Origin of the sequence: Pseudoalteromonas umbrosa (assembly GCF_030125375.1) — a bacterium.
GTDB lineage: Bacteria > Pseudomonadota > Gammaproteobacteria > Enterobacterales > Alteromonadaceae > Pseudoalteromonas > Pseudoalteromonas umbrosa.
The window spans coordinates 975,354-994,623 of the sequence record NZ_JASJUU010000001.1 but is presented as its reverse complement, the minus strand read 5'-3'; the positions used below and the strand labels follow the sequence as shown (position 1 = coordinate 994,623).

Below are 19,270 nucleotides of genomic sequence, written 5' to 3'. Positions count from 1 at the left end.
GCGGTATGTTTGTATCAAATTATATGTATATTTATTCAGTATTGTCTAGCACAGTTTGTACCTGGCTAATTTGTTGATTTTTAAGGCGTGTTGATTGCCAGCATAATAAAGAACCAATCGTGACGGCGACAACACCCAACCAAAAACTTTGCTGCAAACTCACGCCTAAAATAATAGCAGCGAAGATACCTGAGAAAACCGGGGTGAAATAAGAGATGGCTGCAAGTAAGATCATATTGCCGCCAATAATGGCTTTATTCCAAAGGCCATAGCCTAGCGCCATTCCACCACCGGCAAGCACCAGCATAAAGACACTTTTGAAAGAAAAGCCTGACGAGAAACCAGCGTCCAATAGATACCATTTTAGCCACAATGTGCATGCCGTAAAAATGAAAAATAGCGTAATTGCGTTTTTGCCGTTAGACATAGTCTTGGTTAAGTTACAGTATATTGCCCAAATAATTGCACCACTAAAGGCAAGTACAAATGCCAGTGGGTTACTCATGATATTTGTCAACATCCCTGCAAACAGGTTTGACTCACCCGAAACGACAAAACACACACCGATGAAGGCTATAATACTGCCTGGGACCAATAACTGGAGACTCGCTTTACTATGTTTACAAATGACTGCGCCTAAAATGGTGAATAAAGGCCAAAGATAATTAACAATGAGTACTTGTGCGGATTGTTCTCTAGAGTTTGCAAAGCCAAGTGACAGTGAAAGACATAATTCATATGCAACAAAAAGAAAGCCGCCAAGAAAAACGTAACGTTTTGGGTATTTTTTGATATTTGGGAGTCCGGAAAAGGCGACCAAGAATAACGCTGAGTAGGTGTATACCAGGGCAGCACCACCAATCGGGCCAAAGTCCTCAGTCACGATACGTACGATGTGCAAAACAGCACTCCACAGCAGTACAGCTATAACGCCAAATAGTGTAAATTTGTATCGAGACAGCAAACTTTTAGGCTCCCAAAAAACGCTTCATTATATAGATTTTGAGTTTGACTGCACCTATTTTAATTATGCAGGCAGTTCTTAAGAGAATAAATTATCCTTTTTATGGGGTGAGTTTGTTATGCGAAATGATATAAACAGTAATCTGTGTTTATTTTGGGGGGAGTATGGATAATAAACTGGGTTTAGGGGGAAGTTGTTACTGGTGTACTGAAGCGATATTTCGCTCTTTGATTGGTGTTGAGAAAGTAGAGCAGGGTTGGATAAACAGCTTCGAAAACAACGAATGGTTTTCTGAAGGGGTATGCTTGGCTTTTGATAAAAACATCATCACCTTAGCTGATTTGGTTGAAATACACCTTTTTTCTCATAGTTCAACTTCAAACCACTTAAAAAGAGATAAATATAGAAGTGCTATTTATTGCAACAGCATCGAGCAGCAAACTGAAGTAAAAGGTGTATTGTCAGTACTTCAAAAGCAATTTGAGCAACCCATAATTACGCAAGCACTATTACTTAATGAATTTAAGCTATCGTCTGAGCATTACCAAGATTATTTTTATACCGCGCCGGACAGACCATTTTGTCAGAACATCATAGCCCCCAAATTGCTCAATTTAATGGAAAGGTTTAAAAATAAAGTGAACACTCCGCTACTAAATAAAGCTCTGAAATAACATTTGTTCTATATACTAGAATAGTCTATTGATTAAACCCCGGTATTTTTTATAAAGTCGTTCTATATAATCGAACTTTAACCTAGTTGATAGGGTCTTTCTGGTTTTACGCAATCAATAGGGACTATTTAGTTCTTGAAAGTGTTTATTCAGTTATGTGTTTACGTTCGGCGCAACTGAATGTACTAAGTCAATCATAGCTTCAAATACAAAATAAATTATGTTAAATAGTAATTTTTATAGAATAGTGAGAGAATACATAGGTTATTTTTTAGAAATAGCCCAGATAAGCTCTGGGCTTTATATTGAATGTTATTTAACCATGATTTTCATGGAAATGTTCACCGTGCTGATGATGCCAATGTCCATCATGATTATATTCCACACGACCTTGTTCAACACGACGTTTATGACCGCAATCTAAGCTATGGCCGTGTTTGTGCTTTTCATGGACTTTGACTTTAGCCTCATGAACCTCACCCGCATGATTGTGATGGTCATGGCCACTGTGGTTGAAATCGAAATGGTCAACATGCCATTCGGCTGCATGGCCGCAGTTATATCCATGCTTATGTTCATGCTTATCATGGGAAACATGATCAGCAGCCACTGCGGCACCTGTAACCCCTATAGCCAATGCTAAAATAATTTCCTTCATAGAGTTTCTCCGATTGTGAGTATCAAATCTACACTAGGATGTTTTTAACATTTTAGCAACCTGAACTTATTAATGAATGCTTATTAAGTTATGCAAAGCGCGGATACGCGCACGGTATTGTGCTTTCAAGTATTCTTGAGTCTCTTTTTGGTTCAAGCCCTTACTATGTTGTCTGAGATTTTTCAGCCAAAGACGCTGTGTTTGACGAACATGATCGGCATGCTCTGTGTTTCTTAACCTTTTATAGGCTGCTGCAAGCTCTCTGTCGTAAAGCGCAAGCCCAGCACTTGAGCAAATCGCTTTTTCTTGCTTTGATTTTGCCAATTTACAATCAAAACTAGCCGTAATTTGTGCAGAGGTTTTTGTGCCTTTAAGTAATTTAAACTCGGTTGCCAGCGCTGCCACCTTTGGCCTTGGGTTTTTTGCAAAATAAAATGATAAGTCATTACCTCGAGAGTCGAGTAGCTTTTTATCCGCTCCAGCAGTGATAAGTGCGTTGATCACTTCTAAAGAAGCGTTCTCTGCTGCATAAGTGAGCGCTGAACGATTAAGCCTTTTTACATCATTAATAAAAGCATCCGAACTACTGTATTCGTCGTCTTCATCGATAAAAGTGACTGCGTTAATATCCGTGCCAGCAGCTATTAAGGCATTAACGGTGTCTAGGTCGTTGAAATGTGAAGCTAACATTAAATGTGTTTTATTAAACCAGTTCTTATAGGCTGCTGCTTGAGCAAATTCTTCTGCACTTAGGTCGTTCAGTAAATATTGCGCTTTAAAATACTGAGGAGAGCCCGCTTTTAAATCCATATAACCTTGATAGGGAGTGAGTAATCTTCCTAAGAATTGATATATCAATGTTTGCGCATAAAAGTGGGCTTTGTCTTTGTCATATTTATGATATGACATGTAAAAATGCGCAACTTGTAATTGTGCGTCTGCCATATGGTTTTTTAGTGTGAGTAACTCTCGATGACTCCATGCATCCACATTGCCAAATAATGCCAAGATATTATCAACCTGTTTTTTCCTCGCGCAGATAGCAGCGTTTTTATCACAACCGCCTTCACCTTTTACTTTCAATGAACTAGGTGTTTTCAAATACGCTTCAAATGGTTTTTTTATTACAAAATACGGGCTTCCCCAAGACCCCATCAACATAGGGTTGCCTTTAGTCATAATAGATTGATGTGCCAGTTTGTTTAGCGCGTTCAGCGATATTAATACTGGTAATCTAGTTTCTTCAACTTCACAAACGACCTCATGTTCTAACGCTTCTGTAAGTGCAATAACCTTGTTATTGTCTTTGATGTAATAAGCATTTCCCTGATGTTCAAATGGGAAAGAAATATCCGCGACTTGTAGGATCTCAGATAGCTCACGATCAATACTAAATGGTCTGTCTACTGTGATACTGTTTAAGTACTGAACGATGTTATCACGCTTTGCAATGTAAAAAGTGCGCTGCCAATTGTTTGGGCTTTGTGAAAAAACTCTTTTAACTGTGTATAAAATACTAAGGTTGTTTACAGACTCTAAATGAGTAATGTTAAGCTCTTGCCTAATATTATCTTTAGCTTGAAAATGGTATTTAAAGGATGGGAACAGTTTAAACGAAGAAAATGGAGCACTCTTGACGGAAAAGTTTGATTCAATTGGGATGTCAAAGGTATCTATATTATTATGGTTTATTTGAGTGCCATCTCCAAATGATGGTGACAGCCAGCTTCTAAAATCCACATTAGCGTTTTGTTTATACTCTTTTTGGTAAGCAACGAAGAAATCGTTACAGACTTCAGCTTTATTTGTAGTTAATTGTACATTTAACAACGGGCTTGAAATTGAGTGAAAAGAGAGAGATAAAAAGGTAGAGAGGGCAATTTTTTTAATCATGTCATAAAATCCATTTGTTTTTAGAGCATTATATCTAAACAACTTCTCCTTAACCTCAAAATTTTAAACTTATATTCGTTAAAATATTTTATTGTGAATATAATAATTCACTCACAGTACAAGTGCATTTCAGAATTCATATCGATGATAGTTAGTTCATTCTTAGAACATCATGCAGCGGATATAAACCAAACTTTGTGTCATAGCACTTGTTTGAAACATGCTCGCCGTTATCAGCTTTATAGAAAACTGTTTTATCTGACTTCATTGCATAAAACATTATGCCAAGATACTCGTAGAAGTTAGTGTTAGTAGGCTCCAATTCAAGGGTGTATGTCTATCAGGCCAAATCCAAACAGATCTATTTGACTGCATACTAATACTACTTATTTCATCTGATTAACTGACTTCTTTAGCTTATGCTGTGACCGCTAGTAACAAAAGAGAAAATGGTGCTTGTTTTTTCATCATAGATTTCCTTATTTTTTATTTAATTACAGATTTATAGCGCGTATGTAATTTAGTCCCTAAAAGTTACAAACACTTAAATTTAACTTGAAAATAAATCAGAAAATATATGGCTTTGGACCTAACTTCGTAAAATATCTTTCAAAAAATTTACGGGTAAGAAATATAATTTCACTTTGGAATGGTATTTGCTTAATTAATATCCAGATAAGTAATGAAGCTTTTTAATTACATATGGACAGACAGATATTTTAAAGGGAAATTATTATGAATGTGACTAATCAGGTCAGCACTCAAGGTGTTTATGAGATCAAACATAAACCTACAAATGTTCAACGCTCAGCGGCAGGTTCAATTCGTACGATCCAAGAGTCTGATAATAGAAGCGAGTATCTTGAATATATAAACTCAGCAAGTGATGAAAAGCTTGCTCAATTTATTGATGCAATTAAGCAATACGGCCCCCAACAGCCATGTTTAGAATGGAAGACATCTTAAGTTCACTTAATGTTGAAGAAATGCATGGTCGAGTATCAAGAGAGATTAGCCATTTTAACAAGGAGGCTGAGCAATTTCACAAGCAAGAATTGGCGATTATCAAACGAGTAGAAGAAGGGGGTAAGTCAGCTAAAGAAATCATGACCGATTTAGTTACTTTTCGAGATAAACAATCTGAATTATTTAAGATGGCAACAAGTTTGGGAAGTAAAAACCTTGCGCACCCCGATAATTATCACAAATTTGTTGAATATACGGCCGATTACATCAATGTACATATATAATTGTATATTAGGAGTATTCGGTTAGGCCTAAAAAGACCTATAATTTACATATTATGCATATGTATTGACCGCCAACATTCCTGCTTTCACCTGGTAATCTAGAGGTAGGTCTCGATTAAACTCCATGACTTTATTAAAAATATCAGCATCAGTCGCACCTTCTTCTGTCATTTTGTTATATATCTTTATACGTTGTTCAGTTACCACAGCTGCTTCTTTGTCAAATTCATCTGATTTACTAGCCCATTTTGTAAATGCTTTTACGTCTGTTAGCGGCGGTGCCTCGGCTAAATTGATAAGCATTTTATCTGGTATAAAAGAAACAGCTTCAGCCATATCTGCAGCAAATGATGGATCTGACTCTACTTTTTCGGTAAAAGCTTCCCATGCAAGCTTTCTTTGTGGCTCATTTGAAGATTGTTCCGTTTTATCTGTTTGTGTCGAAGCTTGAGTGGACTCTTTATTACTAACAGCTCGGGTTTGCTGATACTGAGAAGCCGCATTCGTTACTTGGTATGGATTCGAGCTTAAAATCATGACTTATCTCCTTATCTCAGTAATAAATACGTAGCAAGTAACAGGCCAATCGAAGTAATAATAAATTTACATAAAATACAATGTGTAACATAAAGCAAAAATTAACATTACGACAAGTTGCCGCTTTTTCGAGCTCCAAGGCTGAGCATTGCCGCTTAGTTTCAGATGTGCTGGTGATCAGAGTGCAGAGCACGATGAGGTTCTTTTCCACTGCCCAAAAGCACTGGTACCTCAACCACTGACTTTTGCAAAAATAAAGGCATAAATACCAGAAGAACCAGAGCAACGCCAGCACTAAAGTTGTGTATTGAGGTTGCAAAAGAGAGAAGTAAATCTATGCCTTTTACTGCATTTGACAGTAAACTCACGAGGGCGCGCTTCGAATTTCATTTTCGTTAGTGTTTGAATTATCGTATGTTCGAGCCCTGCCAGTAATTTAAGATTAAGCTTGCAAACAATAAATAGATTAATCCGAGTTAGTCAATCAAAATTAATCAAGTAAACTTATCTTTCACAGCTTCTATCTTGGATAGATCTTAACAGGCGTTAACTTAATATTTGATTAGGTAGTTTAAGTATTTAGTAATAAACTGATTTTAATAAGACCAGTTAAAACGTAAATCATGCAACATATCGAACACTTTAAGTTAATGGCTTTATATAACCAAAGAATGAATAATCAACTAATTCAAGCTGCACAAAGCTTAACACACGAGCAGCTAATAGAAGACAAAGGGGCTTTTTTTAGTTCGATATTGGGCACCTTTAATCACCTCATCGTAGGAGATCTACTGTGGTTATTAAGATTTTCTAAGCACTCTAATTGCTACCAATCCCTTTTTAAACTTGGCGAGTTACCTTATCCAACTAGCCTTGATGAAATCTTGTTTAATAAGTTAGAAGAGCTGGTTTCTGTCAGACAAATTTTGGATCAAACAATCTTACAATGGTTGGAAATAGAAGCACAAGAGTGCGATTTTCACAAAGCCTTGAGTTATAGCAATTCTCTAGGCGAGAAAAGTACCCGAGAATTTAGTGAGTTGGTATCACACATGTTTAATCACCAATCTCACCACAGAGGCCAATTATCAACTTTGTTTAACCAACTCGGAATTGACATAGGCAGCACCGATTTTTTGTTAGACATACCGGATTTAAATCAACAGCCATAGCAATCATAAACTTTTAAATGCAGGGAAACGCATACTGATAATCTTTTGGCTAATATTAACAGGTAGAAGAAACCTCTTTTTATTCGAGATTGATGTTAAATTTCTATGGCTTAAGCGATAGTGATGGATTAAAAGGACCGTTATACGTGACAACTAAAACCAGTAATGCGTTGAATAGCTTGCGTTTAAAATCTTCCTTAGTGATCTTAATCGGTGTAGGGCTGACATTGGTTTCCCTGTTGTTTTATCACAAAGTAGAAAGCCAGTGGCGTTATTATTCTAAAGATATTTATGAAGTTTATTATTTGCATGATGACCTTGTTTAGCACTTAGGTTATGGCGGATTCATACATGACTTTAAAAATTTAGTTCTTCGTAAAGACAGAACTCGTTATGAATCTAAGCTAAGACAATCTATCTACGAAATTAAAACGCTCATCAGAAAACTTGAAAGATATGAGCAATATGACAGTAAATCATTACAAATAATTAGAAATGTCGTACTCGAATACGAACAAAACCTCACATTGACATTAAAGCTTATTGAGCATGGTGCTTCAAGTGAAGAAATAGACAGAGTAGTTCAAGTTGATGACACAAATGCGTTGGCCGCTCTCTCTAGATTTCATTTAGATAGTCGCGCACGTATAAGTAGAGAGGAGCAACAACTAAATAATAACTTTGTGATTGCCCACACTGTCAATGTCATAAGCGTAATGATATTTATTGGGGTATTAGTTTTATACTTTTTTAGGCTAAAATCAGCCTTTGAAAAAGAGCACACCTTAACGATAGAAGCACAGGAGGCTTCAAAAGCAAAGTCAGATTTTTTAGCCAACATGAGCCATGAAATTAGAACGCCATTAAACGGTGTTATGGGCTCATTACAACACCTTCAATCTAGTATAACTGACAAGCGCCACTTAGAAACAGTGTCTATCGCACTGTTCTCCTGTAAAAATTTACTTCGCATTATTAGCGATATACTCGATTTTTCGAAAATTGAAGCAAACCAACTTTCTTTAGAAGTGACCGAGTTTTCAATAGATAGCATTATTGATCCACTTGAAGTAGATTTTTCATCACAAGCAAAACAAAAGTCTCTATCATTTCACATAACTCGCACAGATAAAATTAAGCACAGCATGTGGCTTGGCGACCCAGTTAGAATTAGGCAAATTTTGATAAACTTGATCTCTAATGCAGTTAAGTTTACTGAAGAAGGTTCCGTAACTGTCAATATAGATCAAATGCAAAGTGAGGAACAAAATCTACTTATTTTTGAGATAAAAGACACCGGAATCGGTATGTCTAATATTGGGCTAGATAATTTGTTTATGCGTTTTAAACAGGCTGATAATTCAATAACTCGAAAGTTTGGAGGAACAGGGCTAGGTATGGCTATTACGCAAAACTTGATAGCATTGATGAATGGCCAGATAGAGGTAAATAGCAGCGAAGGGGTAGGGACTGACATCTGCGTTACATTACCACTGAAAAATTTCAAACATCACATCGCTGGCAGCTCCACACCGAGCATTGAACAGACACTAGCAGTTCCGAATTTATCAAACGTTTATATCTTAGTTGCTGAAGATGATGCCATTAATATGAGAGTAATAAGTGCCATGCTTGAAAAGACAATGGCTCAATTTGATGTTGCGAAGGATGGTGTTGAAGCTATTGAATTATTTAGAAAAAGGTTACCGGATATCATTCTGATGGATATTCAAATGCCAAAGATGAGTGGTATTGAAGCATGTGAAATCATAAGAATTGAAAATCAAGATATACCAATAATTGCACTTACCGCCAATGTAATGAGTACAGATATTGAAAAATATAAACAAAGTGGATTTACGTTTCATGTAGCCAAACCTATAGACCAAACCGTTTTGTATGAATCATTGAGTAAACATTTAGATATAGATAATTAAAAGAGTTGGAACTAGTTAGTTGCAACTCTTTATAAATTTAATCACCTATGAGACTTTTATAAACTGACGCAACCATAGGGTTGTTTTCGCCTACTTTCTTTGTCCAATAAATTGTTAGTTGTGTTACAAGGACAGCAAAACAAAGAGCACTCACTTCAAGAAATGTAAAAGGAGAGAGTGACATGACAAGTGCTGTATTAGCCCAGCAAAAAATACATAACAACCAAGCTGCAACCAATTTTTTTTCATTAAGATTTAACGATTTCATATTTAGAATCTCTAATAGATTAGTTATTAAGGTTACGTTGACCGGTTAGTATGTTTTTAATCGCACGAATAATAGCTTTTCTGCCGTCAACAACAGCAACACCTAACACTACAGCAGTACACCATATTGCTAATTCAGTTATCATTGCTGCAATAGTAACTACGATGATATGCATACTTTTTGTCTCAGTACTAAAAAGTACAGCAAATATAGCGGACCAGCTTAAAGTAACGACAAACCAAATTGTTCTTAGTACGCGCTTTTTATTCAAATGTTTTAATTTTCTGAAAGTTTGCATGTTTACTTCCTTGGTAATTAAGTAAATGAGTTATTTGATTCGTTTAGTCGAATAGAAAAGGGATTCATTACAAACTTTTTTAAGTTTTTTGTAATGATTGCGTTTCTGTAACGACTAATAATAAAAATAACTTGGAGGCGTAGATCGTTGGTAAATATCACCAAGGACACAGAGAAAGAAGAACTAATAGCGCAATTTTGGCCACAAATAAGCAGAGCTGCGGCTGGGTATGAAAATCGACCAGCTTTATCAGATGAACTAGCACAAGAAATGGCTTTGTCAGTTTGGCGATCGTTAGAAGGGTTTAATGACCAATGCTCGCTTAGTACTTATATTTACCGTGTTATCCACAATACGGCTATTGATCATATAAGACGGCATAGTAAAATTTCTGAAGATGAACTTGATGAAGCAATGCTATGTGAGTCGCCCACACCTGAGAAAAACACTTTGCAAGCACAAAGGCAGAAACAGTTAATTGTAGCTGTGAATCAATTACCTCTTAGCTTAAGGCAAGTTATGTTGCTGAAATTAGAAGACTTAAACAATATAGAAATGAGTGAGGTACTAGGGATAAGTGAAGCTAATGTCGGGGTGAGACTACACAGAGCAAAAGAGCAATTATCAAAGTTACTAGCGGGTATGAATTAATGGATAATAATGAATTTGAGCAGTTATCATCTCTTTGGCAATCAACTGATGAAAAGCCTATGCCGCAAATGGACAAAGTACTGAAACGGCATAATAGGCAGGGCGCCATACTAAGAATTAATTTATGTATTGAAATGCTGGCGCTTATCGCTGTTAGTTATCTACTCATTACATCCGCTTTAAATGGACTTGAGTTTATTAAACTTACCTGGATAAGCTTTGTAACCGCGTGGGCTGTTATCATTTTTATTCTGGCTAGTAGAAGTCGTTTAGATAGCTTAAAGCAACTTAAAAGCCAAGAAATAAGCACTTCAATTGAAATTCATAAGAAACTAATTAAAAACGAAATTTATAGATGGAATTTGAACATAAAAGCAACCTGGACTTTTGTTTTAATTTTTATGGTGTTTAACATAATAATTATCTACCAAAATGGTTTTGAATTGAATAACTTGCTAATTGAAGCTGTATTAATGTCTGGACTATTAATTTCAATATTTTTCTTTGTTATCAAAAACAAAAAAGCCAAGGAGACCTTACATACTTTAGAACAGTAGGGCAGTAACCTATAGATTTGATTTATAAAGTACACTTTTGAAGTGTTTTTTGAACAATCTGCAACTTACCGTCTTCTGCTTTTTGATATCAGTTGAAGACGGTAAGTCAAAACCAAGCGAATCTCTTTAAAAATATGAGGCTAGCTTAATTACTTGAATAATAGCGACAAAAGCACCACACATAATTAAAAGATTTGCACGATTCTTAAGCTTTACTGCCTCATCTTTTTCTTTATCCGCTAGATTTGACTTAAGCACTTTCCCTTGAAAAGCCATTCCAGCTGATACTAAAAGAATAATGAATGTAATAGTTAAATCTGTCATTGATTCCGGTGACATGTAGCATACCTCTTATGGTCAATTCACGGCCTTTGATATTGATTCTTAGCAACAAAATTTTGCCACTAATGACGCAGATCCTAATGTAATCATGACGAGAAATAAAGGTCATGAGCCTTTCAAAAAGTTTTATCATTTGGACCCGACGGCACACAGCTTCAACAAGTTTCATAAATTATGAGGTTACTTATAACCTACGAGTTAACTTTAACTAGCAAAGTGACCTTAGAAACCCCGAACAAGCCTTTAATCCAGATTGAAAACTGCTTTAAAAACGCCTCAACTCGTTTAAACCAAATTTAAACACAAGCATTTAAAGTGCCATTCAGGAGCTTTTTATTAACATTGTTAATTTAGTGGTTTTATTTTGCTTACCTAAGCATCATGCTCGTGATAGAGTGGTTTCAATTTCACAAAAGGAGATGAAGAAAGTGAATAAAAATATAAAAGTTAAAGACCTAAAACTGGTTGTCGCAGGTATTGGCGGCGGTGGAGATCGTGGTGGCCCACCTGCTATACGCTCCCTTACAAGTAAAGAAGTACAAAAAGTTGTAGGTGGAACTGGTAATTGCCACCAAGGTGGTCCTCCTCGTAACCATAATTAGATGCATTAGCCGCTATGTGCGGCTTTTTAGCTTAAATTTTGAGAGCATATTAGGCATTAGTTAGGATTGGGCCAAACTAAATAACCTCAAGCTTTTTTTATAAAAAATTTAAAAACGTTTCTTCTTGTTAGAATTTTAATTTATTATGCGAATAACTTGGCATCTTTATAATAGTCGCTGTCAATTTCATCACAATCAGATCCATAAAGTACTTTTCAAATTGAATCCCGAAGACGAAAAAACCATAAGTACTAAATCATAATTAACGATGCATCATTTAAGCAAAAGTGCTGAAAGATATGGGTTTGACGGCCTTTTGGCTAAAATTACTGTTAAATGGTCTTTTAGCTCTTGGGACATAGAGCGCCTCTACTAGTAATAAACTGGTTTCTCCTTCCTTATAAAGCTTCAATTTTATTCTGTCTTAAAACTTCATCTTCATCGGGGGAGTAATCACAGTGCCATTTAATCATTGTTGGCAACATATCCAAACCTTGTAAATTATACTAGTGGATCTTATAAAGGGTTGATCTCGTTCTTAAATAAAATCATGATTCAGCTGCGAAATATTAAACTGAGAGAGGACTTTAAAAAGGCGATTCAATCCATGATATGGTTAGGCGCTATCACCTGTACAGACAAAATGATCCATGTAATAGTGACCTCCAAAGTACATGGCGCACCGATAGTAGTAGGCGATTCGCACAAGTAGATGGAGTTGAAGTTGTAGGTCAGTTAGAAGAGTGATCAGCCTTCATTATTAGGTGTTGGGGCTAGGTTTGTCTTAGAAATATTTATATTTTATACTTCATCTGCATAGACCCATACTGGAAACTAAATCAAATATTTGATAGCCTGCTTAACTTTGAAATTCTAATAATTCATATGATCTCTAATCTTCCTTTAATTGACATTTTACAAGTTAGACCTGAATTTGAAACTTATGTTGAGCTTACTGAAAAAATTTTAAATGACCATGATTACGCAGCGTCCGAGTCAAATAATACAGACCTTGATAATTTTGAACCATATATAAATGCAAGAAGACTGATGGTGGATGAGGTACCTGAAATTTTAGAATGGTACCAAAGTAACTACAGTTTATGTAAAAGTAAGGAACTAGAATCAGTATCCCAAACCATAGATAAAATAGGAGTAAAACCAGCTGTTGGTCAAATCGTTTTCCATGGTGGAACTTTACCAATTGACAGTGAAACAAGTTCATTTACTACTACTAGACCATTATCTACTTCTTTGAGCCCAGCAAAAGCAAGAAACAACGCTCTGGATCGTCAGAAGGCGTTCGATCGTGGTGAACTAAATATATATATAATTGAGATACTAAAACCGGACACGAACATATTTCTATTCCCATATACAAAAGATGGCTACGATGAGAAAGAGGTTTTGTTTGCTGCTGGTTTAGAACTAAAATATATTGAGAAGTCAGAAGTAACGAAAGTTACAGTATATAACTGTGATGCGACCAATACTAAAGAAATTCCTTTTAACATAATAACTTTAAAAGTACAATAAACGTCTTAGTGCTTTCAACCTTGATACTAAGCAAGACTATAAGCACTAAACAAACACGGCAAAACACATAATCTAATTATTACAGCTCCAAACTGGCCTTTTAATACTATCTATTATTTTTTCAAATTCTTCCTCGGTCATATCTGAATGTAAATCTGCAGATGCTCCAATTCCACCTTTAACAGTATCTGACCCAAGTGAAGATATTTTGTAACCATTATAAGTAGATTCATAAATGTAGTCTTGATCCCAGATATCAATTGGTATTTCTGAAGCGAACTTTGGCACAAGGTCTTGGAGAGATTTTGGTAGCGAGTTATTTTCAAGCCTGTACAACTTTATAGCCTCAGATAAAATTGTAATATCTAGAGAGGTCTTGTACACAGCTGATGTATGGTAGGCACACCTTCCTGGGTAAATAATCGAAAATGAAAACCAAAAAATAGATATAAAGAATCCTATCAGTAGTACTTTCATGAGTACCCGTTACTCCTAGTCAAAATCCAACGGTACATTAATAAGGTTCTCCTGAACTAAACATGAAGTGAATTAACAAAACCATATTTAGATTTAGCCTAATATATCGCCTCAATAATGGATCCGTGTAAAACATTTTACACCTAAATTCCCGCGCTTAATTTGCCAGACTAACCATGTTCAACCACTTGTGGAAATAAAACATCCTCGATGAGTTTTCAAATATCTCCAATTCAGCCCTAGCAGAAGTTGCGGAAAAGGCAATTGAATTGGAAGTTTTAGAAGAAATGAACGATGTAAATCAACAGAAGATTTAACCGTATTAATGCGATACCTGAAGGCTTTTTGAAAGATGTTAAAGGCAATTTAGTTGCACTCACGAACGTGAAGCAATCTGACCTGATAAAGGACGAATATGTCAAAAAAGCGATAAAGCTTGCAGAGAAACAGCAAAAACAACTCGCTGATTTTAAGCAGCAAAAAATGGATGAAGCTGACTAATTTTTAGACCTTTTGACACGAGAGCATGGTGTAAATTTGGGTGTAAAAAAGGCAAGTTTAACACAGCGATCATTCGACCATTCATTGTCTGTAAAAATACAAATTCCAGAATAAATTGAGCTTGGCCCTGAACTACAAATTGCCAAAGAGTAGATAGACGAATGGATTAGTGAATGGACCGAAAGTTGCAATCAAAACATCAAAGCCATCGTCAATAAAGTGTTCTCAGCTGACAAGCTACACACTATAAATCCACAACGGATTTTGAGTCTTCGTAAGTTAGAAATTGATGACGAAACAGGCTTATGGCCATGGACATCATTGCTGAGTCTGTAAACGCCAGTGATAGCTTTCGATTTATTCGGTTTTACAAGCGAGATCAGCAGGGCGCTGATCAAGCAATTTCCCTTGATATAGCTAAACATATAATATGTCCGATACCACTACCAAGTATGGCCAACTCGTAAAATTCGACGAGGCCATTTCAAATCTAAAATCAAAAGTGCAAATACCAACTGAATCGTACAAAGATTTATTTGGTCACATACATGCACGTGCATTTACCGTTGCCGGTGCAACAAAAACAGAATTGTTGGATGACTTATATAAAGATGTACTTGCTGCAATTGAGAATGGCGAGGCGATCACCGACTTTAGAGCGCGCTTTGATAAAGCGGTTTCAAAACATGGTTGGTCTTGCAATGGAAAACGCGGTTGGCGTACGCAGGTAATTTATCAAAACAATAAAAACACAGCCCGTGCCGCTGGACGATGGCAACAGCAAGATCGAATAAAACATCGCAGGCCGTATCTTTTATATTTAACGGCGGGTGACTCGCGAGTAAGACCGCAACATAACGCGTGGAATTATATTCTTTTACCAATTGAACATAATTTCTGGCACACGCATTATCCGCCGAACGGTTGGAACTGTCGGTGCAAAGTCGTGAGCATGAGTGACGCTGACATCAAACGTATGGGATTAACGGTTACGCCAGATTCAGCGCTTAAGAATTATCAAAAACCATTTACCGAAGTTGATCCAAAAACAGGTGAAGAACTGGAGCGTTTACCGCGCATAGACTTCGGTTGGGATTATAATCCTGCTCTTGCATGGTTAGGGCAGCAGGCCAAATGTTAGCGAAACTCGATCACCAAATTCGAGAAGTGACCACGCCAATTTTTAATGCTGCTATAAATGAAGGAAGAGATTATTTTATATCTCAAGTTGCAAAGGTCGCAGCCAAACAAGCCTTAGGTAAACCAGACTCAGGCACAAAATTAACGCTAGGGCACTTGCATCCGAAATTATTCAAATCAGTTTTGGATGTTGCACCTGAAACAAAAAGCACGCTGGTAGTTATTGATGAATCAATGCTGAAACCACTATTCAAATTATCGGGTTTGAACAAACGACTGAGTTAATGAAGTTAGTGCAAACACAAACTAATTCCACATTTAACCAAAGCGTTTTGCAGTTCGTAACTAATGGAATTCAGATCACAATTCAAATCGACTTGAAAGTCTTTTTAAAGGGCGTTTAAACGTTTTTAAAAATGGCGATTTTGAGTCTAATTATAAACGTATTGTGAGCAGGAATTGTCTAAAAAAATGTTATAGGTCCAGTATTTACGAGGCTTTCAGAAGAATCGAAAGTTGAATTTTAATGTTGGACTAAATCTAGAAATGCACGACCCCTTACACCAATACATTTATTATGTTAAATTACCTGTTTTTATTATTTATCACAGTAAAGCTACGGGTTTATAGGGAAGTCGACCTTGAGAAATGACTTATCTTGAACTTGATTATGTTCAATATGTATCAGTTCAGGGAGTGACGACTATGGTTAGAGATCGTTATGAAAAATGGATCGAAAAGAAGGTTACTTTAACTGTATCTGAAAACCTAAAAATTTATAAAGTGGCTTTCTGGTCATTTATTGCTGGGTTTATGTTGTTTCTAACATTGGGTTTAGTCAATGAAGGGGCAATCTTTAGAACTATAATTAAATCTCTGTATCCACCTAAAGAAATTTATAAAGATGTAGTCAATGAGTTTTTAAAAGATGAAGAGTTTAAAAACTCATTGGTTCATAAGACAGATTATTCAAAGTTAGAAATTAAAGGTGCAAGCTTTGAAACATTTCCGCAGTTAAATGAAAAACTTCCTGAAAAAGTGTGGAATACAATGGCCAAAGGCAGTTCAGAAGATTACTCTGAATTTGTATCAAGAGATGAGTTTTTTGAGGCTCTTAAAAGTTATCATACCGAGCTGACAGAATCTTTTTTAGCGCCAAGCAATAGTAAGGTTGAAATTTTATCTAAGCTTGAAAAAGTAATGAATATTGAAATCGATGTTTTAGTTTTAATGGCCGGGGAAAATGCACATACAGCACAAACAGCTAATTGTTATAACTGGTTTGAAAATGATAGTTATCATGTCGAGCTAGTCATCCCAAAAACATATTCTGCACAAGAGCTTTCTTGGTTTAGGTGCGACTTTGCTTGGCCTGAAATGTATTTAACCTTGACAGTAGATGGTACTGAATTACCCAAGCCGGTAAAACTGGTTGGAGCTAGACGAAATGGAAACTCAAATAAACCTGTGCTTTTAATTTCACAAAAAATTGCTCAAGATTTAAAATTGCATAGCTGGGAACGTTTTCTAAGTAAGGCATATGGATCTATATCAATCAGCGAAGTTAAATAACAACAAGTAAGCCAAAAAGTGCTTGCATAAACCCTTCAAATGTCCGATACCGTCTAGTATTGGACATAGTATGGAGGAGTTGTTTAATCCACTATACCTGTAATATTACACAAAACCACCATTTAACATAATATAAATTATGGGATGTTGTGCATAGGCAACAATCACTCGAAATAAAGATATTTCATGTAATAAAACCTATGAAATGCGTCACCATTTACCTGCCCCATACGGCTGGATTTTGCTATGTTTGGAATTCAGGAAAACTGAATTGCAAATTAAGTATCAAATCCACTGGCAATAAGACGATTGAAAAAGACAAACTCTGTCTTTCGTCACTACGCTCAGGCTTCGCTTGGCTCCTTAATCCAGAGCATGTCTAACCATTCATAGAAACAGATGAAACTGAGTAGCCCATCTCCTCAAAAGACTTCTTCTGATTAAGAAGCGATGCAATATCGTCAGATTGCTCCAATAAGCGGAAAAGTAAGGGCTCAATATCCTTAATTTGAGCACCGCCATTCAGAACAGCATAAACACCATGACACAACTCACGATGCTCAAGAGCTAAATCAGTGACTTTTTCGCATGAAATAATTTTATGGATAAGGTTTTGTTGAACCTGTGTAGAGTTACTGTTTGCAGCTAAAATGATATTATTATCAGACATATTAAAGTTATCCTATTTTAATGTGTTAAACCTGTAAGGTGTTGCAGCACCTTGCAGGTATCTTTACTTGTTCACTCGAACAATATGACTCATAAACCTCTTTAAATGAGAGCTAAGAGACGAATCCGAAAAGAACTCAGAAAATTGATTTTTCAGCTCAGAATCGACTTTGAAGTTACAGCTAGTATCTAAGTCAAAACTTTCCTGATAGTCAGATGTAGCTTGATTGTATGTTGAGCCATCATCACCCCCCCTAACCTTGCTCATTACACTTTGTACAGCGTTTACACCTTTAGAGTAATGAGAGTGCTCAGAAGATGCCCCATAAGACGATAAACATGGGGAATCATAATTTATTGAACGAGATTCCAAAGATCGCTTCAAAAAGCCTCTTAGCTCGTTACTAAGAGTCGTATGATTTGATTTGCAAATATCAGAGAAATCTATTTTCAATTGTGAATTGACCCTAAAACGGCAAATAACAACCTCACTAGACACTAATTATCTCCTAAAGATATACATAACGTAAACACATCGTAGCAACTAAATACCACGAGTCAAGCTTTTTGTGTATACAGTGTTATTATTAAATACTACCTAGTATATACATGGTGTTTAATTTTGTGCATTTTAAAAAAGACTAAAAACACAATAAAAACAATTAGTTAAAGCCATTTTTAATTCAAGGAATGCCAAAATGGCACTAGAGTCCACTATTAAAGTATGTGGACTCTCCAACGTACCCGTTCCGGTACAACAGAGCTGAATGATAGTTAGTTTGGCTTATCAGGAGGCGAATTAACTTTTTCTAACAGCTATAAATTGGGGCGCATTCGTTAATGAAAAACAGACGGCCACCCTACCATGATGACCATCGAATTATTTGATAAACAATTCCAGCAAACATTAATTTACTGGAATGCTTGTCGCGGCTATGCCGCAAAAACACTAACGCAAGTTAAGGTTAAAAGGCGTATCAGACCAACCACCATCAAGCGTGTAGTACTTACCTGAATTATCTCCAGTAACTTGTAAAAGATAAATCTCAACATCTGGCCTATCATGCTCTAAAGTCAGCATATTAATTAAAGAAAGTGCATTTTCTAAATTCAATGCCACATCATGAGAGCAGTTAAATTTTGAGTCTTTGGTGATAATCACTAACCCCAACATAAACCTCCATATTTTTTCGAAGTAAGACATCTAGATTTTAGCAAAGTTTGAGAAGAAACAACCCATAATTGGCCATTATGTTACGGGCGCAGCGGCAACGCCTTGCGGTGCTCGGGTATAAATATTTTCCCTCGCACAAACCACAAGGCCCTTGTGACAAACGAGTCTACAAGGGCCTTTCTAAACATAACACCCGTTCAAATTATAGGTTGTTAAATTACAGAAGATATTACGAATCTGTTGATGATTATCATATTGGTTTTTTCCATACACACTCTACTATTTTCTTCCACTGAAAATGCACTAACTTCACAAGTCTAGTTGTTTGTATCTTATGGTGATATTAGAGTTTCACCTACATTAAAAATACCTGTACTAACGTGAGCATTTAAATATTT

Annotated in this window: 28 protein-coding genes; 16 read left to right on the top strand and 12 right to left on the bottom strand. The window is 36.1% G+C overall.

Annotation, left to right across the window (positions count from 1 at the left end; genetic code table 11):
• Window positions 1–31: 31 nt before the first annotated feature.
• Entirely contained in the window at window positions 32–964 is a 933-nt protein-coding gene (yddG, locus tag QNM16_RS04335; protein WP_284019359.1) for an aromatic amino acid DMT transporter YddG, read from the bottom strand.
• Window positions 965–1,128: 164 nt separating this feature from the next.
• Between yddG and QNM16_RS04330 the strand changes: the two genes are divergently transcribed.
• Entirely contained in the window at window positions 1,129–1,638 is a 510-nt protein-coding gene (locus QNM16_RS04330) for a peptide-methionine (S)-S-oxide reductase (protein ID WP_284019358.1), read from the top strand.
• Window positions 1,639–1,954: 316 nt separating this feature from the next.
• On the opposite strand, the gene QNM16_RS04325 is transcribed toward QNM16_RS04330, so the two are convergent.
• Both QNM16_RS04325 and QNM16_RS04320 read right to left on the bottom strand, forming a co-directional pair.
• Window positions 1,955–2,296 carry a hypothetical protein gene (locus QNM16_RS04325; RefSeq protein WP_284019357.1) on the bottom strand — a complete coding sequence of 114 codons (342 nt, stop codon included), beginning with the start codon at window positions 2,294–2,296 and terminating at the stop codon, window positions 1,955–1,957.
• Between the two features lie 69 nt (window positions 2,297–2,365).
• Window positions 2,366–4,189, bottom strand: a complete 1,824-nt coding sequence (locus QNM16_RS04320; RefSeq protein WP_284019356.1) for a hypothetical protein — start codon at window positions 4,187–4,189, stop codon at window positions 2,366–2,368.
• Window positions 4,190–4,924: 735 nt separating this feature from the next.
• Between QNM16_RS04320 and QNM16_RS04315 the strand changes: the two genes are divergently transcribed.
• Together QNM16_RS04315 and QNM16_RS04310 are read left to right on the top strand one after the other, a co-directional pair.
• Complete coding sequence (locus QNM16_RS04315) at window positions 4,925–5,155, top strand: hypothetical protein (protein ID WP_284019355.1); 231 nt, start codon at window positions 4,925–4,927, stop codon at window positions 5,153–5,155.
• Entirely contained in the window at window positions 5,140–5,439 is a 300-nt protein-coding gene (locus QNM16_RS04310) for a hypothetical protein (RefSeq protein ID WP_284019354.1), read from the top strand. Before QNM16_RS04315 ends, QNM16_RS04310 begins: the two co-directional genes overlap by 16 nt.
• Window positions 5,440–5,490: 51 nt before the next feature.
• Here the strand turns inward: QNM16_RS04310 and QNM16_RS04305 are convergent, their stop codons facing one another.
• Together QNM16_RS04305 and QNM16_RS04300 are read right to left on the bottom strand one after the other, a co-directional pair.
• On the bottom strand, window positions 5,491–5,976 hold the full coding sequence (locus QNM16_RS04305; protein ID WP_284019353.1) for a hypothetical protein: 486 nt from the start codon (window positions 5,974–5,976) through the stop codon (window positions 5,491–5,493).
• Between the two features lie 161 nt (window positions 5,977–6,137).
• Complete coding sequence (locus QNM16_RS04300; RefSeq protein ID WP_284019352.1) at window positions 6,138–6,344, bottom strand: hypothetical protein; 207 nt, start codon at window positions 6,342–6,344, stop codon at window positions 6,138–6,140.
• 255 nt (window positions 6,345–6,599) lie between these two features.
• Here QNM16_RS04300 and QNM16_RS04295 point away from each other — a divergent pair, with 255 nt between their 5' ends.
• From QNM16_RS04295 to QNM16_RS04285, 3 genes are all read left to right on the top strand, one after another.
• A complete protein-coding gene (locus QNM16_RS04295; protein ID WP_284019351.1) occupies window positions 6,600–7,148 on the top strand; it encodes a DinB family protein in 549 nt (182 codons plus the stop codon).
• Between the two features lie 146 nt (window positions 7,149–7,294).
• Window positions 7,295–7,474 carry a hypothetical protein gene (locus QNM16_RS04290; protein WP_284019350.1) on the top strand — a complete coding sequence of 60 codons (180 nt, stop codon included), beginning with the start codon at window positions 7,295–7,297 and terminating at the stop codon, window positions 7,472–7,474.
• Between the two features lie 201 nt (window positions 7,475–7,675).
• Window positions 7,676–9,085, top strand: a complete 1,410-nt coding sequence (locus tag QNM16_RS04285; RefSeq protein WP_284019349.1) for an ATP-binding protein — start codon at window positions 7,676–7,678, stop codon at window positions 9,083–9,085.
• Window positions 9,086–9,122: 37 nt separating this feature from the next.
• Here the strand turns inward: QNM16_RS04285 and QNM16_RS04280 are convergent, their stop codons facing one another.
• Entirely contained in the window at window positions 9,123–9,353 is a 231-nt protein-coding gene (locus QNM16_RS04280) for a hypothetical protein (RefSeq protein WP_284019348.1), read from the bottom strand.
• Between the two features lie 19 nt (window positions 9,354–9,372).
• On the bottom strand, window positions 9,373–9,651 hold the full coding sequence (locus QNM16_RS04275; protein WP_284019347.1) for a hypothetical protein: 279 nt from the start codon (window positions 9,649–9,651) through the stop codon (window positions 9,373–9,375).
• A gap of 147 nt (window positions 9,652–9,798) precedes the next feature.
• Between QNM16_RS04275 and QNM16_RS04270 the strand changes: the two genes are divergently transcribed.
• Together QNM16_RS04270 and QNM16_RS04265 are read left to right on the top strand one after the other, a co-directional pair.
• Window positions 9,799–10,302: an RNA polymerase sigma factor gene (locus QNM16_RS04270; protein ID WP_284019346.1), complete on the top strand. Its 504-nt coding sequence runs from the start codon at window positions 9,799–9,801 to the stop codon at window positions 10,300–10,302.
• Window positions 10,302–10,859, top strand: a complete 558-nt coding sequence (locus QNM16_RS04265; RefSeq protein WP_284019345.1) for a hypothetical protein — start codon at window positions 10,302–10,304, stop codon at window positions 10,857–10,859. The genes QNM16_RS04270 and QNM16_RS04265 overlap by 1 nt, the downstream gene beginning before the upstream one ends.
• Before the next feature lie 126 nt (window positions 10,860–10,985).
• Here QNM16_RS04265 and QNM16_RS04260 read toward each other — a convergent pair whose 3' ends face one another.
• Window positions 10,986–11,198: a hypothetical protein gene (locus QNM16_RS04260; RefSeq protein ID WP_284019344.1), complete on the bottom strand. Its 213-nt coding sequence runs from the start codon at window positions 11,196–11,198 to the stop codon at window positions 10,986–10,988.
• A gap of 431 nt (window positions 11,199–11,629) precedes the next feature.
• Between QNM16_RS04260 and QNM16_RS04255 the strand changes: the two genes are divergently transcribed.
• Both QNM16_RS04255 and QNM16_RS04250 read left to right on the top strand, forming a co-directional pair.
• Window positions 11,630–11,803: a hypothetical protein gene (locus QNM16_RS04255; RefSeq protein WP_284019343.1), complete on the top strand. Its 174-nt coding sequence runs from the start codon at window positions 11,630–11,632 to the stop codon at window positions 11,801–11,803.
• An 885-nt stretch (window positions 11,804–12,688) separates the two neighbouring features.
• The gene (locus QNM16_RS04250) at window positions 12,689–13,339 is read left to right on the top strand and encodes a hypothetical protein (RefSeq protein WP_284019342.1); all 651 of its coding nucleotides are present in this window, start codon (window positions 12,689–12,691) and stop codon (window positions 13,337–13,339) included.
• A gap of 72 nt (window positions 13,340–13,411) precedes the next feature.
• Here the strand turns inward: QNM16_RS04250 and QNM16_RS04245 are convergent, their stop codons facing one another.
• Entirely contained in the window at window positions 13,412–13,816 is a 405-nt protein-coding gene (locus tag QNM16_RS04245; RefSeq protein WP_284019341.1) for a type II secretion system protein GspG, read from the bottom strand.
• Between the two features lie 345 nt (window positions 13,817–14,161).
• Here QNM16_RS04245 and QNM16_RS04240 point away from each other — a divergent pair, with 345 nt between their 5' ends.
• From QNM16_RS04240 to QNM16_RS04215, 6 genes are all read left to right on the top strand, one after another.
• Entirely contained in the window at window positions 14,162–14,317 is a 156-nt protein-coding gene (locus QNM16_RS04240) for a DUF3164 family protein (RefSeq protein WP_284019340.1), read from the top strand.
• Window positions 14,318–14,470: 153 nt separating this feature from the next.
• Window positions 14,471–14,653, top strand: a complete 183-nt coding sequence (locus QNM16_RS04235; protein ID WP_336620297.1) for a DUF3164 family protein — start codon at window positions 14,471–14,473, stop codon at window positions 14,651–14,653.
• The gene (locus QNM16_RS04230) at window positions 14,623–14,784 is read left to right on the top strand and encodes a DUF3164 family protein (RefSeq protein ID WP_336620295.1); all 162 of its coding nucleotides are present in this window, start codon (window positions 14,623–14,625) and stop codon (window positions 14,782–14,784) included. Before QNM16_RS04235 ends, QNM16_RS04230 begins: the two co-directional genes overlap by 31 nt.
• Window positions 14,748–15,458 (top strand): phage head morphogenesis protein, encoded by a 711-nt coding sequence (locus QNM16_RS04225; protein WP_284019338.1) that lies wholly within the window; start codon window positions 14,748–14,750, stop codon window positions 15,456–15,458. The genes QNM16_RS04230 and QNM16_RS04225 overlap by 37 nt, the downstream gene beginning before the upstream one ends.
• On the top strand, window positions 15,452–15,742 hold the full coding sequence (locus tag QNM16_RS04220) for a hypothetical protein (protein ID WP_284019337.1): 291 nt from the start codon (window positions 15,452–15,454) through the stop codon (window positions 15,740–15,742). Before QNM16_RS04225 ends, QNM16_RS04220 begins: the two co-directional genes overlap by 7 nt.
• A gap of 420 nt (window positions 15,743–16,162) precedes the next feature.
• A complete protein-coding gene (locus QNM16_RS04215; protein WP_284019336.1) occupies window positions 16,163–17,029 on the top strand; it encodes a hypothetical protein in 867 nt (288 codons plus the stop codon).
• A 379-nt stretch (window positions 17,030–17,408) separates the two neighbouring features.
• Here the strand turns inward: QNM16_RS04215 and QNM16_RS04210 are convergent, their stop codons facing one another.
• The 3 genes from QNM16_RS04210 to QNM16_RS04200 all read right to left on the bottom strand — a co-directional run bounded on the left by QNM16_RS04210 (window position 17,409) and on the right by QNM16_RS04200 (window position 18,872).
• Entirely contained in the window at window positions 17,409–17,699 is a 291-nt protein-coding gene (locus QNM16_RS04210; protein WP_211013347.1) for a hypothetical protein, read from the bottom strand.
• Window positions 17,700–17,762: 63 nt separating this feature from the next.
• The gene (locus tag QNM16_RS04205; protein ID WP_284019335.1) at window positions 17,763–18,083 is read right to left on the bottom strand and encodes a hypothetical protein; all 321 of its coding nucleotides are present in this window, start codon (window positions 18,081–18,083) and stop codon (window positions 17,763–17,765) included.
• A 564-nt stretch (window positions 18,084–18,647) separates the two neighbouring features.
• Entirely contained in the window at window positions 18,648–18,872 is a 225-nt protein-coding gene (locus tag QNM16_RS04200; RefSeq protein WP_284019334.1) for a hypothetical protein, read from the bottom strand.
• Between the last annotated feature and the right edge of the window lie 398 nt (window positions 18,873–19,270).